Source organism: Bacillus sp. Hm123 (genome assembly GCF_051842975.2).
GTDB lineage: Bacteria > Bacillota > Bacilli > Bacillales > Domibacillaceae > Bacillus_CE.
Map to the genome: position 1 here is coordinate 1,970,745 of NZ_CM200277.1, position 14,242 is coordinate 1,984,986.

Sequence of the window (14,242 nt, forward strand, 5' to 3'; positions counted from 1 at the left end):
ATGTATAATAAATCATTATACAGAAAAGGAGATTTACAATGCGAGTATTAACTTACTTTGCCGTTCTTAGTAGTTTACTTTTGCTTATTGTCGGTTGCTCTTCTGTGTCTAAAGAAGAGAGTGAAGGGCATAAAGCTAGTGAATCCGAATCCCATACGGATCATATGCATACCCAGCCAAACGGTGACCTCCAAGAAGAAACCGCTTCCGTCAATGAAATACCAAACTTTTTACAAGATAAAGATGATCAAATGAAAACCATCTATTTAGCAGCAGCCGAAAATCCAGAAGTACTAGAATCGATGCCTTGCTACTGCGGCTGCGGCGATTCAGCCGGTCATAAAAGCAACTTAAACTGCTTCGTCGCTGACATCAACGAAGAAAAAGTCGTATGGGACGACCACGGCACACGCTGCGGCGTCTGCCTCGAAATCGCAGCCGAATCCGTCCTCATGCACAAAGAAGGCAAATCATTAAAAGAAATCCGTGACTACATTGATAACAAATATAATGAAGGCTATGCTGAGCCGACTCCAACGCCGATGCCTGCGTAATAGAAAAGCGGAAGGTGCCGTTTAGCGACGTATGGACTGGAGCCAACCGCATGAGATAAAGGAAAATGAAATGCGGAGCCAACTTGATCAGCCGCGACAAGCAAAAGACGAGCCGGCTGAAAGGTTGTTTTTTAACCTTTTGGACGGATTGGCTTTTGACCTCGAGCGGCTAGTTGGCGCAGCTAGACAACACGATGAACGATAGTGAATCGATGTTGACTTATCGCAAGGAGGAGGGCGGAAGTACACTAGTCGCTAGTGCCTGGAGCTGGACAACACGAAAAGCGGAGCCGACTGCCTAGATACGACAAGCAAATGTTCTGGCGCTGGAAAGACGACAGTCTTGTAAGCGACAGGTTATTTGACTCGAGTGTCTAGGAGGCGGAGCTGGACAAGAGAAAAGCGGAAGGCGCTGCTCAGCGACGTATGGACTGGAGCCATCCGCACGAGATAAAGGAAACACGATGAACGATAGTGAATCGATGTTGACTTATCGCAAGGAGGAGGGCGGAAGTACACTAGTCGTTGGCACCTGGAGCTGGACAAAGTGAAAAGCAAGTCCCAGTCCGACAACATAACATAGAGTCGGGCTGGGATTTTATTTATTAGGTGTATCCAATTGGTATAAATCATTCACAATTATTTCTTTTAACTCTTTATACAAAGTATTCAGTTCGACTGCTGACCCAATTAGTTTTACATTCCAATTAACACTAACCCTCTTCATTTACCAATCCCGAAACACTTCCACCTTCTATAACCCTGTTTTTAAATTTCTCATAACGTCTTTTAGAATTCATAGAAAGTGGTGAAGAAATGTATAGTACCAAACGTTATACCATTTTGGGATTCCTCTTCTTAATTTTGTTTGGTTTTGGTTTTTGGTTATTAGAAAGAATAGAAGGAAATAAAATTACAACGACTGAACATGTTGACTTTGGCCTGAATTTAATCTGGATTGGCGCTTTATATGGTTTTTTAATTTATATTTTATTGATACTACCACTTACAATTCTGATCGAAAGGTTCTTTAATAAATCTTTGTTTAAACTCTTTATTTTTACTTTTATTGGATTCTTCACAGGAAAAATAATTTTTGAAAAATTATTTTCTTTTTTCATTGAGAGATACAATTTAACTGATTTATCATCTATTGCAATATTTACAATCATTAGCTTGCTTTATGGAATTGCTGATATCTATACAAAAAGACTGCAATAACAAATTTTTGGCTCTTCGCTATTTGGCTAATTATTTGACGTTTATTATGGCAATGAATGCGAGGTAAGGTTATGAATTTAGAAGATTTTTTAGAAAACGAAAGCTACAATTACGATTTTAAGAATGAATCACCTACGGATAGAGTTAAGAATGAGGATAATCCAATAAAGAAATTTTTTGAATTCAAACTTGATTTCTCACAATCTAGTTTTGATTGTGATCGCTGTGAACTTGCAAAAGAAATATATGAAAAACTGTGGAGTTTGAGTGCTAAAGAATTAAACTTTTATGATTGCGATACAATGAATTCATTTTATAGAGTATACAGATTATTACTGAAATCTTATGATAGTGACTATTGGGAAAAGGCAGGAATTAATAATTATCCTACTCGGTACAAATGGTTACTGAAAGATGAAGTTTATGAACATTATAAAACAATCAATGAAAATGAAAGTGTAAAAAAGTTTGCTAAATTAACGCACTCAATTGGAAATTTCACTTTGGTTCCAAAAGGTTTCAATAAAAAACGAAATACCTTATTACATGACTATTGGGATTTAACTTTACAGTATTTTAAAAATTTTCTAGGAGAGACTGCTTTTGTTTCTTTAGTAGAAAAGTATTATTACGGAGATTACCTAAACGGGCTAAATGTTAATTTTTATTGGGATGACCATTCTTTGATTAAAAGAGCACTGCCAACACACTTATCCTATGAAAATATCATTTCTATCATTGGAAATATTAACAAATTAATTGAAGCTCGTGGAGAGAACATGCTGAACAGTCTGAAATAAAAATTGTGAGTGAGGTTGGGCAACTACCTCGCTCATTTTTGTGTTCCAAATATAAGGAAGTAAATAACAGTATAAATATTCCTATGGATTGTGAGATATCATATTCTCCTGTTATGCGGAGCCAACTTGATCAGCCACGACAAACAAAAGGCGAGCCGACGGAAAGGTTAAAGAGCAACCTTTCAGCCGACTTGTCTTTTAACTTTGAGAGAACCGTTTGTTAGGGTTAACCATTTCGTTTCTGACAGTTATTTTTGGAATAATCATTTTTTCATCTCTTTGCTATACGATTCATAGAATTCACGAAATGACAACAAGCGATCCTTATACATATTTTCAGCTAATTTTATTATACTGTTGGCTACATCTTCTTTTTTTATCGAAGTAGTAGCCAATCGTTTAATCTCATGTTCACCAACACAGACACTTTCAAGTGCATACTGAAATAATGAAGCATCATTTTGGTCATTTCCAAATGCAAAGTAAACAAAATAATTTTAGCCACGCATGTTAAATCATTTAAAGGTTTATTTTGAGCACCATGTTCTGTATTAATTCGTTCAAAAATCGGATGTGCTTCATCTCCTGTATAACTATAATGCCAATCACTATCCACTAAATAATTTAAAAAGGAGCAGAAACCTGCTCCTTTTATCATATATTTAGGTTTTCTTTATGGTAACTTGCCCCTCTTGGTTTTTCTCATTATCCCATTCAACCTGAATCTCAAAAGTTCCATCTTCAAAAAACAAAGGAAATCTTCTTCTTATTGAACCCTGCATAGGAAGATTAGGGATTTCATTGATATTAACCCAAACAGGTTTACCTTCGGGTGAGTCTTCCAACAATGTCCCACTAAAACAGTTAGTTATATAGTTGAAAATCATATACCTGTCATTTTTTTCTGGATTAACGTACTCATAAAGTCCTTTATAAACAAGGTTGCTTACTTCTAAACCTGTTTCTTCCTTAACCTCTCTAATGGCTGCTTCCGTAAAACTTTCGGGAAACTCCACTTTTCCCCCTGGAGGTATAAATCCCTTAAAATTATCGTGCTGTCTATTTAATAGCAGTACATAATCTCCTTTTTGAACCAAACAAACAGTCCAAAATTTATAATTAACACTCTCACTCATCTTTTTCCCCCTCAAAATATTGATATACCAATAAAGTGAACCTTCAATCTGTGGGGGGGTTCTTCATCCCTCACAGATTGTTAGGTGAACAGATTGGGCTTTTACGGGCTGTTGATCTCCCACCTACATGCCTACGCTCTTTCTGCCATGTTGAGGTGGGAGTCTTACAGCCCGTTAATGCGGGATAAATAATGGGAGTCCAATTCATATGTGAATTGGACTCCCATTTATATTACCTTTTTACATTTTATCCTCAACAACCGAACCCGTTATTTTTCTACACCGCTTTTATTTTAGGAACTTAGTTGAAAAATTTTCTATTTCGCCCAATACATAATCGCCAATGCGCCAATGCCGGTATGCGTGGAGATGATCGGTGTTGTTGTATCGATTTCAATATCTTCAAAGCCAGTCAATTCAATCACTTTGTCTGTTAGCTTACGAGCAAGGTCTTGTCCATCTGCGTGAGCAAGGCCTACTTTGATTAGCTCTTTGCCTTTGAGCTCTTCCGCTAGCTGCTTCGATAAAAATTTCACAACTTGTGCATGGCTACGAACTTTCGTCACTGGACTTAGTTCAGCAAGGTCCAAATTCAAAATCGGCTTAATATTTAATAAAGAGCCGATAAATCCAGTGGCTTTTCCGATGCGACCACCTTTAATTAAATTTTCTAGCGTATCAACAACAATATACAGCTTCGTTTGCGAGCGGATTTCCGCTAATTTCGCGACGATCTCGTCCATCGTGCGACCTTCCTCTGCCATTTTCGCTGCTTCGATTACTTGAAAAGATAAAGCTTTCGAAATATAGCCAGAGTCTAACACCGTCACTTTCGACTCACTCATTTCAGCAGCTTGCTGAGCAGAACGAACAGTTCCGCTCATCTTCCCAGTCATATGAATCGATAGAATCTCACTGCCATCCTTACCAAGCTCATCATATACTTCTAAAAAACGGCCAACAGGCGGCTGCGAGCTTTTCGGCAATTCTTTCGCTTGCTGCATTTTCACTAAAAATTCATCCGGTGCAAGTTCCACTCCATCTAAATAAGATTCACCGTCTATTAAAATCGTTAATGGAACTCTAGTAATTCCGTATTTCTCTAAATCGGCTTCCCTAATATCTCCGGTAGAATCGGTCACTATTTTGATTTTTTTCATACTTACACATCCTAACTATACAGTCAATCTCTTGTCATTATACCGCTAAATGCAAGGAAGTTAAACAATATTTACTTATTTCGACCGGCTTCAAACTTGAAAACGAGAGGTCTAATTTAGGATAATAGCTAATACACGTCAATATTTCAAATGGAATAGGTGGTTTATTATTGATGACAGATTATGCAGTAACATTTAAGCAAGTAGACAAATATTTTCAGAACGGTACACAAAAGGTTCTTCACCAAATGACTGCCGAAGTTCCTCAAGGCGTCATTTTAACGTTAGTCGGTCCTTCCGGCTCTGGAAAAAGCACGCTTTTATCTCTTTGCAATCTGATGCTGACGCCTGATCACGGAGAAGTGTTCATCGATGGCAAAGAAGTACGTAAATGGAACGTGAACGAGTTACGAAAATATGTCGGTCTTGCGTTTCAAACACCAACGATGCTTCCAGGAACGGTGGAAGACAACCTCATGTTGGCGGCTCGACTTCATCAAGTAGAGCTTCAAGATGCGGAGAAAAAATTAGAGTATGTCGGCTTGCCAACGAGCTTATTGACACGTAATGCCGCTGAACTTTCCGGTGGGCAAAAACAGCGAGTCGCTCTCGCCCGAACGCTCGTCAATCCAACGTCGATCTTATTATTAGATGAAGTCACTTCAGCTCTCGATATGTCTTCTGCACGTGAAATTGAACAATTGATTGTCAACATTCAAAAGCAAGAGAAAAAAACGATCCTATGGGTGACTCATGATTTAGAACAAGCGAAACGAGTCGGAGATGTCACATGGTTGTTAGTCGACGGTGAGGTTGTGGAAGCAACGGACACAGCTTCTTTTTTTCAACAGCCTAAGAACGAAATTACTCGCCGTTTTTTGAAGGGAGAATGGTCATAATGAGTTTACTCACTTTGTCTTCTGCCCTCGTCTTTGTCTTTTTAGCGATTATTTTATCCAAAAGTTTAAAGCTCGGTCTAGAAAAGGACCTATTAATATCAGCTTTTAGGGCGACCGTTCAACTTTTAATTATCGGCTATGTCCTCTCATTTATTTTTTCCGCCGATCATCCATTGTTTATCCTTCTCATGATTTCACTAATGATTGGTGTAGCCGCGCAAAATGTCGTGAAAAAAGGACATGGATTTCCTAACATTCATCTGCGCGTGCTTGCTACTTTAGTCATCATTGAAATCATTGCGATGACCTTTCTACTAGGGTTGAACATCATCCCACCCACTCCTAGATATGTCATTCCAATTAGCGGAATGATCATCGGAAGCTCGATGGTGATTTGTAGTTTACTGCTTAACCGGTTAAAAGCAGAGCTTCAATCAAGAAAGGCAGAAGTGCTTGTCATCTTGTCATTAGGAGGCTCGCCAAAACAAGCGATACAATCGATCTTAAAAGATACGATTCGTGCCAGCCTCATTCCAACAATCGATGGAACGAAAACGATCGGACTCGTTCAGCTTCCCGGCATGATGACCGGTCAAATTATCGCCGGTGCCGACCCCATCCAAGCGGTTCGTTATCAATTGATCATTGTGTTCTCCCTGTTAGCGATGGCCTCATTAACGAGCATTATTTTAGGATTACTACTTTATCCAAGTTTATTTAATCGACGTCAGCAATTAATTTTTGAAGAAACATGAAAAAGCTTGTAGAGAGGCGAGTCTCTACAAGCTTTTTCTATGCGAGCAACGAACGGTCGTTTAACATCGCTTCGCCACGAATTCGCTGGAATTCTGATAACAATTTCTCTACCGTTAAGTTCGGCTTTTCCTTTTCATTCGCTTCAAAAATAATTTGCCCTTTATCCATCATAATGAGACGGTTCCCAAGGTCGATCGCTTGCTGCATATTATGTGTCACCATGAGCGTCGTTAACTCGAATTTAGCAACAATTTCTTTCGTTAACTTCGTAATTAATTCCGCGCGTGCTGGATCAAGCGCCGCTGTATGTTCGTCAAGCAATAAAATATTTGGCTTCGTGAACGTCGCCATTAAGAGCGACAATGCTTGCCGTTCTCCTCCCGACAACAAACCAACCTTTGCTGATAGACGATTTTCTAAACCGAGGTGAAGCATTTCTAACTGCTCACGGAAAAAATCGCGCTTGCTTTTCGTCACACCAAAGGTTAACGTTCTCGTTTTCGTCCGATTGTAAGCAAGTGCTAAATTTTCTTCAATCGTCATCGTCGGTGCCGTCCCAGCGAGCGGATCTTGGAATACGCGGCCAATTTTTTTCGCCCGTTTATGTTCTGGTAACATCGACATATTCGTCCCATCAATCGTAACTGATCCCACATCAGGAAATAATTTGCCGGAGACAATATTCATTAACGTCGATTTCCCCGCCCCGTTACTGCCGATCACCGTCACGAAATCGCCTGGATTAAGCTGTAAGTTCACTTGATTGAGGGCGATCTTTTCATCGGGTGTTCCCTCATAGAACACTTTATAAATTTGGTTTAATTGAAGCAATCGACTCACCTCTTTTCTCGACAGCCGCTTCTAATTGAGCCGCTCGTTTCTTTTTGCGCAACGCTGACTTTTGTTTATCAATCAGCTTCGGCACAACCAAGGCAATAATGACGATCACCGCTGTAATTAATTTCATATCGCCAGTTTCTAAAAATTCGACTCGTAAAGCCAATGTCACAATGATGCGATACAAAATAGCTCCGATTAAAACAGCTAACGTCGCTCGCGCAATAGAAGAGCTTCCAATCACCGCTTCACCGATAATGACAGATGCCAAGCCGATAATAATCATTCCAATGCCCATGCCGGCATCACTAAAGCCGTTATATTGAGCAACTAACGCACCAGAGAAAGCGACTAACGCATTCGACAGGCCAAGCCCTAGCACTTTTAGCCAATCGGTATTCGCCGAGAAACTGCGAACCATGCCATCGTTATCACCAACCGCCCGTAAGCCTAAGCCGATTTCCGTCTTTAAAAACAGATCGAGCATCAGCTTAATGATAAATGCTAACAGGAACATCGAAAGTAAGATTTCCCAAGTGGCCCCTTCAAACAGACTAATGCCTAGTCCTTGCCACCAAGCTGAAATTTTCGTCAGTACCGTTTCTTCTGATAATAAGGGAACATTCGGCTTTCCCATAATCCGTAAATTAATGGAATAAAGAGCAATCATCATTAAAATACCAGAAAGCAACGGATTAATTTTCCCTTTCGTATGAAGAATTCCGGTTAAGCATCCAGCGATAAAGCCAGCTAAAAACCCGGCCCCTGTCGCCAAAAATGGATTGACTCCTGAAACAATTAACACAGAAGCGGTGGCCCCTCCTGTCACAAAACTTCCATCTACCGTTAAATCAGGAAAATCAAGAATTCGGAAGGATAAATACACGCCAAGTGCCATAATCGCATAAATCATTCCTACTTCAACTGATCCAAACAAAGCTGTCAACATCTTATTCCCCTCCTGTGTGACAAAAAGGAGCTTCTCGCCGAAAAGCTCCTTTTTCCATCACTTCACAAATTCCGCTTGTTCTTTCCATTCTTCTTTTATTTCAATATTCATTTCTTTCGCTGCTTTTTCGTTAATGAGTAACTTCAAGTTTTGTGGCGGTTGAACCGGTAAATCGCCTGGCTTTTCGCCGTCTTTCAAAATTTGTACCGCCATTTGACCAGCTTCATAGCCAATGTCGTAATATTCAAAGCCAAAGGCCGCAAATCCTCCACGTTTTACAGAATCAAGCTCGCCGACAAACATCGGAATATCCTCTTTATTTGCCACTTGAATGACTGATTCCAACGCGGATACGACCGTGTTATCTGTGACGATATAGATCATATCAGCTTTTCCAACGAGTGACTCTGCTGCTTGCTTCACTTCAGAAGATGTTGACACCGTCACCGGAACAATCTTCAATCCATTTTCCTTCATCACTTTTTCTACCGCTTCCACTTGTGCGACGGAATTTTGCTCACCGGCATTGTAAATGACACCGACGTTTTTCCCGTCAAATTCTGTCGCCATAAATTCAATCGTTTTCGGAATCGCTTCTGGGTGAAGGTCCGTTGTTCCGGTAATGTTTCCACCTGGACTGTTCGGGTCTTTCACTAAGCCACCAGCGACGGCATCTGTCACCGAAGTAAAGACAATTGGAATCTCCTTTGTCGCATTTAATGCGCTGGCTGCACTCGGTGTAGAGTTCGCAAAAATTAAATCGACTTTATCACTGACAAAATTATTAGCGATCGTCTGGTTATTATTTTGATCACCTTGAGCGATTTGCACATCATAATCGGCTTCCATGCCCGCATCTTCTAGCGCTTGTTGAAATCCTTTGTACGCATTGTCTAATGACGGGTGCTCAACAAGTTGAGTAACCCCAATTTTGACCGCATCTTCCTTTGCTGGACCTGCTTCTTCTTTTTTCTCTTCTTCGCCGCTATTGCCGCAGCCTGCTAGCATCAGCATGCTCGTCATGCCAATCGCTGCCATTCCTTTTACCCACTTTTTCACAATGACTCCCCCTAACATTTCACTCACTTGGTTTACCGCTGTACTCCATTAAAATAATAACATTATTATGCGATACTAATAACAGAAAAGCAAGTATTTTCAGAAAATTATTTTTTGTTAAAAACAAACGGAGCCACTTATACGCGGCTCCGCCCATTATGTATTCATTTGATCTAGCGCACCTTGAATCTTCTCCTGCACGATTTCCGCTACATCTTTCAACTCGTACTCTTCAAATATATTAAAAGAAATCGCTGGTAAGATTTCTATTTGTATCTGACCAGATGTCACCTTTTTACGGTTATTCTTCTCAAACATGTCGGATGTTCCTTTAATCGCTACTGGAACGATCGGTACGTTCGCATCTTTGGCGATTCGAAAGCCGCCTGATTTAAAGGGTTTCATCTCTCCCCCTAAGCTTCTCGTTCCTTCCGGGAAGATTAATAGTGAATGACCCGCTTTTAGTTTTCCCGCTCCCTCTCGAAGCATTTTCACCGCATCACGACGATCGTTACGATTAATATAAATGCAGCCGATCACATCCATCCAATCGCGCACGACCGGCACTTTCTTCACTTCCACTTTGGAAATAAATCCAAACGGCTTCTCAATATGTCCGAGTAAAGCCGGTACATCAAAGTCGCCTTCATGATTACAAATGAAGAGAGCCGGACCATTCGGAATATGTTCCTGACCTTTAATATCGACAGTTGAACCGGTCGATTTCACAACCGCTCGCGCCCATCGTTTCGGTAGCTGATGAGCTTGTTGATCACGCTCGGCAACCGTCAGCCCCTCATTCACTTTTTTATTTTTTCGCAATGTGGGCAAGCTCCCGATTAACGTCACGACTAAAAATAAGACAAAATACAGTAAGCGAAACATCTTTCTCCTCCTAAAAACAGAAAGAAAATAGCAGAGACTACCTGCTATTTCTTCTTTTCGTATATGCAAAATTGATAATCATACGGGTTTTTCTCATTTTTCACGCCTGGCGTGGCAGAAACCATCTCCCATTCGTTCCAATCCAGCTCTTTCGGGAAATAAGTATCTCCGTCAAACGATTCCTCAATGACCGTCACATACAAGCGATCCACAAACGAGAGCATTAAACGAAAAATTTCCGCTCCACCCGTAATAAATAACTGTTCTTCGTTTTCCGCTTTCTTGACTAATTCGTCCACGGAATAAACAACGGTACAGCCTTCTGCTTCATACTGGCGGTCGCGAGTTAAAATCACATTTTCTCGCCCTGGCAACGGCTTGCCGATCGATTCAAACGTCTTTCTCCCCATCACAATCGGATGGCCCATCGTCGTTTCTTTAAAAAATTTCAAGTCCTCCGGCAGTCGCCATGGCAGTTGATTATTTTTGCCGATAACACCGTTTTGATCCATCGCCCAAATAAATGAAATCATCGAATCACTTCTTTCCTTTATTTACACCGCTACTGGTGCTTTAATCGCCGGATGCGGCTCGTAGCCCTCTACTGCGATATCTTCCATATCAAAATCAAAGATATTCGTTTTCTCTTTATTTAACACTAATGTCGGAAGCGCTTTTGGCTCACGTTGTAATTGTGTCTTGACTTGCTCCAAATGGTTGATATAAATATGAGCATCACCAATCGTATGAACAAATTCACCTGGCTCTAATCCACACTCATGAGCAATTAAGCAAGTGAGTAAGGCGTAGCTCGCAATATTAAATGGCACACCTAAAAAGACATCGCCAGAACGCTGGTACAATTGACAAGATAGCTTGCCTTCTGCAACGTAAAATTGAAACATCGTATGGCATGGTGGCAAAGCCATTGAAGGAATATCTTCTGGATTCCAAGCAGACACAAGCATGCGGCGAGAATCGGGATTGTTCTTAACCAGATTAATTACGTCTTGCAGCTGATCAATCGTCTCTCCTTGCGTCGTTTTCCATGCGCGCCATTGGCTACCGTACACATCGCCCAGTTTGCCATAGTTGGCGGAAAAGTCGTCGTCCGTTAACACTTTCTCTTTAAACAGCGCCATTTGCTGGTCATATTCTTGTTTGAATGCCTCGTCTTCTAACGCCTGCAAACCAAAGTTAGTCATATCTGGTCCATGATAGTCTGCGCTTTCGACCCAATTTTTAAAAGCCCATTCATTCCAAATATTATTATTATGCTGCAATAAATAACGAATGTTCGTATCGCCCTTCATAAACCATAAAAGTTCACTGACAATTAAGCGAAACGGAATACGCTTCGTCGTCAGCAACGGAAACCCTTCTTGCAAATTAAAGCGCATTTGATGCCCGAATACAGAGATCGTTCCTGTTCCGGTACGATCTTCTTTCTTTACGCCTTCTTGCAAAATATGGCGACAAAGATTTAAATATTGTTGTTCATTTTGACTCATGTTGCCCCACTCCTTATTTCATACGCTACTTATCTTAACATAAGACTTCTATCGTCCCAAAGTGAAACGCCGATGTTTTGCGAATATGCTGTTTGAACCCAAGACGCTCGAACCGATCCGAGCGAAAATGATCCTTTAACACGACTCGCTGTTTCGCCACTCTCATCGCCTGTTCGATCGTCTCCCTCTCTAGCTCATCATAAATGGCAACATGCCGCAGTCCAGCGACCCCTTCTGACGTCTCGACTGTTTCTGTAAACATCGGATCAAAATACACGACATCAAAGGAGCGATCAGCAAACGTCGATAACAGTTGTTGATAGCGGCCTAACTTCACTTCAATTCTCTCCATCGCGGCCTGTAACTCCGGCAGTGGTGTTTGCCATTCCTTTAATCCTTGCTTCACGATATAGCCAAGTACCGGATTACCTTCCATGCCGGTCACTTGACCTGTTGGACCCGTTACAAAGCTTGCGACAATACTATCAGACGCCAGTCCAAGCGTGCAGTCTAATACAGACATTCCTGATTCTAGCTTAGCCGCTGACACAAACGGATCTTCTTCTCCGCGCATGAGCCGCTTCACGCGAAAGGAAGCGGAATTCGGATGAAAAAAGAAAGGTTCGTTTTCGTGAAGCGGATAGAGTTCCAATCGTTCTCTCTTCACAATTAAGCAATCGGATTCATGCTGTTTTTGCAAATCAGCAACGGAGCGCTTTCGTCTAGCGACATACGGAAACCCTAATTCTTTAGCCGCTTGCTTTGCCTTTTGTTCTAATGGTGGATTCACTCTACTTGCGGTTGAAATAATCATCTTTTTTCCTCGCTAACAAATAAATGCGGGATAAAAAGGATGTCGCGAGCGACATCCTTCTCTCTTATTTACAATATTGCTCAAAAGCCGTCGTTAAATTCGTAATGATCGAACCGATATCTTGTCCTTCAATTTGCTCACGCGGAATGAAGTGTACCACTTCTTTTCCTTTTAATACCGCCATGGAAGGCGAAGATGGCTCGTATCCATCAAAATAAATGCGCATTTGCGCCGTTGCTTCCTTATCTTGTCCAGCGAATACCGTCACGAAATGATCAGGTGCCGCATCATGCATCGATGCTTGCGTAGCCGCTGGTCGAGCAAGACCGGCCGCACAGCCACATACCGAATTGACAACGACTAGCGTTGTTCCTTCTACCTGTTCCATAAATTCCGTTACTTCTTCAGCTGTTTTTAACTCCTTAAAGCCTGCATTCGTTAATTCAGCACGCATCGGTAATACCATTTGGCGCATATATTCTTCATAAGCATTTGTCATATTGTTTCCTCCTCATTCTTCGCTCGCGCTTCGGTCATTTGCTTCCACACCGAGCCTTTCGCTTCCTCGCCATCTTCAATTCGTTCAATGGCCATTTTCACTTGCATTTGCACTTCAAATTCTGGATCATCGACCACCGCTTTTAAAGCAGGTAGTGCCGTTTCATCGCCCACCTCGTATAAAAACATCGCCGCTCGCCAACGAACGATTTTGCTTTTATCGTTAAGCGCCTCACACATCGCCGGGGCCGCTTCTTTAAATCCTAAATCAGACAAGCAGTCACCGGCTGTGCGGCGAACGGTCACGGTTGAATCCTTCAGCGCTTGCGTTAATAACGGCAATACTTGCACATCTTCAATCATGCCGATATAAACAACAGCCAATCGGCGAATCGCTGGCTTGCTATCTGCTAGTGCCAGCGTTAATACCGGAAGATCTTCAAGCGCTGGGTCGGCTAGTCCTTCTAGCCACTCATAGCGCTTCCGCCAATCATCCTCCGCTTGCCACATCGCTTCCGTCAGCTTCACTTGTGGGCGTTTCTCGACGAGTTGACCACTCGCTCCGCTTTCCGCTAAAGCGGCCAGCCTTTCTTTCGGATAAGCAGCGATCAGCTCTTCCACTGTCTCTTTGCCGATTTCCTCTAAATCACCGTAACGAATGCCAAAGTCCTGCCACTTTCTTTGCAGTACGTAATTATCGTCGCTAGACTGCGCCTGTTGAAACGCTTGTAAAAACTCATCCGGCAACGCAAAACGCTTCTCTTCGGTCGCTGACATTAATTTCAACTGAATCGGAATGCCTTTAAACACTTGAATTTGTGCTTGTACTTCTCCAAACGCCTCGTCCATCGAAGCATCGGCATCCTCCGTCCCTGTCGCTTCTCCAAATACTTGGCGAACTTGCGGCAAAATGATTTGCCAATCATATTTCCCGTTTCGCTCCACCGCAAGAAAATCGGCAACATGGTAAATGCCTTTCACGCCTTCGATCTGTAACAGTGATCGCAGCGGCTCGGATACTTCTTCTGCTTGCGCCGCTTTATAATTATTGCTTTTGCCAGCCGGAAGCTCCTCGTCTAACAACACTTTCATCGTGTTCGGACTAGGTGTTGGCTCGATTTTAATAATTTTCAATTTCCGTTTCTCCTTTCCTGTTGAGTCGT

At 41.7% G+C, this 14,242-nt stretch carries 19 protein-coding genes; 6 read left to right on the plus strand and 13 right to left on the minus strand.

Features of this window, described 5'->3' with window-relative positions:
* The first annotated feature begins 38 nt into the window (after positions 1–38).
* Together ACSVDJ_RS10135 and ACSVDJ_RS10140 are read left to right on the plus strand one after the other, a co-directional pair.
* Positions 39–554 (plus strand): PCYCGC motif-containing (lipo)protein, encoded by a 516-nt coding sequence (locus tag ACSVDJ_RS10135; RefSeq protein ID WP_439168504.1) that lies wholly within the window; start codon positions 39–41, stop codon positions 552–554.
* Between the two features lie 31 nt (positions 555–585).
* On the plus strand, positions 586–759 hold the full coding sequence (locus ACSVDJ_RS10140; RefSeq protein WP_439168506.1) for a hypothetical protein: 174 nt from the start codon (positions 586–588) through the stop codon (positions 757–759).
* 393 nt (positions 760–1,152) lie between these two features.
* On the opposite strand, the gene ACSVDJ_RS10145 is transcribed toward ACSVDJ_RS10140, so the two are convergent.
* Positions 1,153–1,281 carry a hypothetical protein gene (locus tag ACSVDJ_RS10145; RefSeq protein ID WP_518618767.1) on the minus strand — a complete coding sequence of 43 codons (129 nt, stop codon included), beginning with the start codon at positions 1,279–1,281 and terminating at the stop codon, positions 1,153–1,155.
* An 89-nt stretch (positions 1,282–1,370) separates the two neighbouring features.
* On the opposite strand from ACSVDJ_RS10145, the gene ACSVDJ_RS10150 reads away from it, so the two are divergent.
* Together ACSVDJ_RS10150 and ACSVDJ_RS10155 are read left to right on the plus strand one after the other, a co-directional pair.
* On the plus strand, positions 1,371–1,775 hold the full coding sequence (locus ACSVDJ_RS10150) for a hypothetical protein (RefSeq protein WP_439168508.1): 405 nt from the start codon (positions 1,371–1,373) through the stop codon (positions 1,773–1,775).
* Positions 1,776–1,846: 71 nt separating this feature from the next.
* The gene (locus ACSVDJ_RS10155; protein WP_439168509.1) at positions 1,847–2,575 is read left to right on the plus strand and encodes a hypothetical protein; all 729 of its coding nucleotides are present in this window, start codon (positions 1,847–1,849) and stop codon (positions 2,573–2,575) included.
* 376 nt (positions 2,576–2,951) lie between these two features.
* Here ACSVDJ_RS10155 and ACSVDJ_RS10160 read toward each other — a convergent pair whose 3' ends face one another.
* The 3 genes from ACSVDJ_RS10160 to fakB all read right to left on the minus strand — a co-directional run bounded on the left by ACSVDJ_RS10160 (position 2,952) and on the right by fakB (position 4,871).
* Positions 2,952–3,233, minus strand: coding sequence for a hypothetical protein (locus tag ACSVDJ_RS10160; RefSeq protein WP_518618769.1), 282 nt, complete (start codon positions 3,231–3,233; stop codon positions 2,952–2,954).
* A 4-nt stretch (positions 3,234–3,237) separates the two neighbouring features.
* Positions 3,238–3,711, minus strand: a complete 474-nt coding sequence (locus tag ACSVDJ_RS10165) for an 8-oxo-dGTP diphosphatase (RefSeq protein ID WP_439168513.1) — start codon at positions 3,709–3,711, stop codon at positions 3,238–3,240.
* Positions 3,712–4,028: 317 nt separating this feature from the next.
* On the minus strand, positions 4,029–4,871 hold the full coding sequence (fakB, locus tag ACSVDJ_RS10170) for a fatty acid kinase binding subunit FakB (protein ID WP_439168514.1): 843 nt from the start codon (positions 4,869–4,871) through the stop codon (positions 4,029–4,031).
* Positions 4,872–5,044: 173 nt separating this feature from the next.
* On the opposite strand from fakB, the gene ACSVDJ_RS10175 reads away from it, so the two are divergent.
* On the plus strand, positions 5,045–5,770 hold the full coding sequence (locus tag ACSVDJ_RS10175) for an ABC transporter ATP-binding protein (protein ID WP_439169070.1): 726 nt from the start codon (positions 5,045–5,047) through the stop codon (positions 5,768–5,770).
* A complete protein-coding gene (locus ACSVDJ_RS10180) occupies positions 5,770–6,525 on the plus strand; it encodes an ABC transporter permease (protein WP_439168516.1) in 756 nt (251 codons plus the stop codon). The genes ACSVDJ_RS10175 and ACSVDJ_RS10180 overlap by 1 nt, the downstream gene beginning before the upstream one ends.
* A gap of 37 nt (positions 6,526–6,562) precedes the next feature.
* Here ACSVDJ_RS10180 and ACSVDJ_RS10185 read toward each other — a convergent pair whose 3' ends face one another.
* The 9 genes from ACSVDJ_RS10185 to ACSVDJ_RS10225 form a co-directional block, all read right to left on the minus strand.
* The gene (locus ACSVDJ_RS10185; RefSeq protein ID WP_439168518.1) at positions 6,563–7,357 is read right to left on the minus strand and encodes an ABC transporter ATP-binding protein; all 795 of its coding nucleotides are present in this window, start codon (positions 7,355–7,357) and stop codon (positions 6,563–6,565) included.
* Positions 7,332–8,312, minus strand: coding sequence for an ABC transporter permease (locus ACSVDJ_RS10190; protein WP_439168519.1), 981 nt, complete (start codon positions 8,310–8,312; stop codon positions 7,332–7,334). Before ACSVDJ_RS10190 ends, ACSVDJ_RS10185 begins: the two co-directional genes overlap by 26 nt.
* Before the next feature lie 57 nt (positions 8,313–8,369).
* Complete coding sequence (locus ACSVDJ_RS10195; RefSeq protein ID WP_439169071.1) at positions 8,370–9,389, minus strand: ABC transporter substrate-binding protein; 1,020 nt, start codon at positions 9,387–9,389, stop codon at positions 8,370–8,372.
* Between the two features lie 138 nt (positions 9,390–9,527).
* A complete protein-coding gene (locus ACSVDJ_RS10200) occupies positions 9,528–10,256 on the minus strand; it encodes a lysophospholipid acyltransferase family protein (RefSeq protein WP_439168521.1) in 729 nt (242 codons plus the stop codon).
* 44 nt (positions 10,257–10,300) lie between these two features.
* Positions 10,301–10,789: a dihydrofolate reductase gene (locus tag ACSVDJ_RS10205; protein ID WP_439168523.1), complete on the minus strand. Its 489-nt coding sequence runs from the start codon at positions 10,787–10,789 to the stop codon at positions 10,301–10,303.
* Between the two features lie 21 nt (positions 10,790–10,810).
* On the minus strand, positions 10,811–11,767 hold the full coding sequence (locus ACSVDJ_RS10210) for a thymidylate synthase (protein ID WP_439168525.1): 957 nt from the start codon (positions 11,765–11,767) through the stop codon (positions 10,811–10,813).
* A 34-nt stretch (positions 11,768–11,801) separates the two neighbouring features.
* The gene (locus tag ACSVDJ_RS10215) at positions 11,802–12,581 is read right to left on the minus strand and encodes a class I SAM-dependent methyltransferase (RefSeq protein WP_439168526.1); all 780 of its coding nucleotides are present in this window, start codon (positions 12,579–12,581) and stop codon (positions 11,802–11,804) included.
* Positions 12,582–12,645: 64 nt separating this feature from the next.
* The gene (locus ACSVDJ_RS10220) at positions 12,646–13,080 is read right to left on the minus strand and encodes a BrxA/BrxB family bacilliredoxin (RefSeq protein ID WP_439168528.1); all 435 of its coding nucleotides are present in this window, start codon (positions 13,078–13,080) and stop codon (positions 12,646–12,648) included.
* Entirely contained in the window at positions 13,077–14,213 is a 1,137-nt protein-coding gene (locus tag ACSVDJ_RS10225) for a conserved virulence factor C family protein (RefSeq protein WP_439168530.1), read from the minus strand. Before ACSVDJ_RS10225 ends, ACSVDJ_RS10220 begins: the two co-directional genes overlap by 4 nt.
* Between the last annotated feature and the right edge of the window lie 29 nt (positions 14,214–14,242).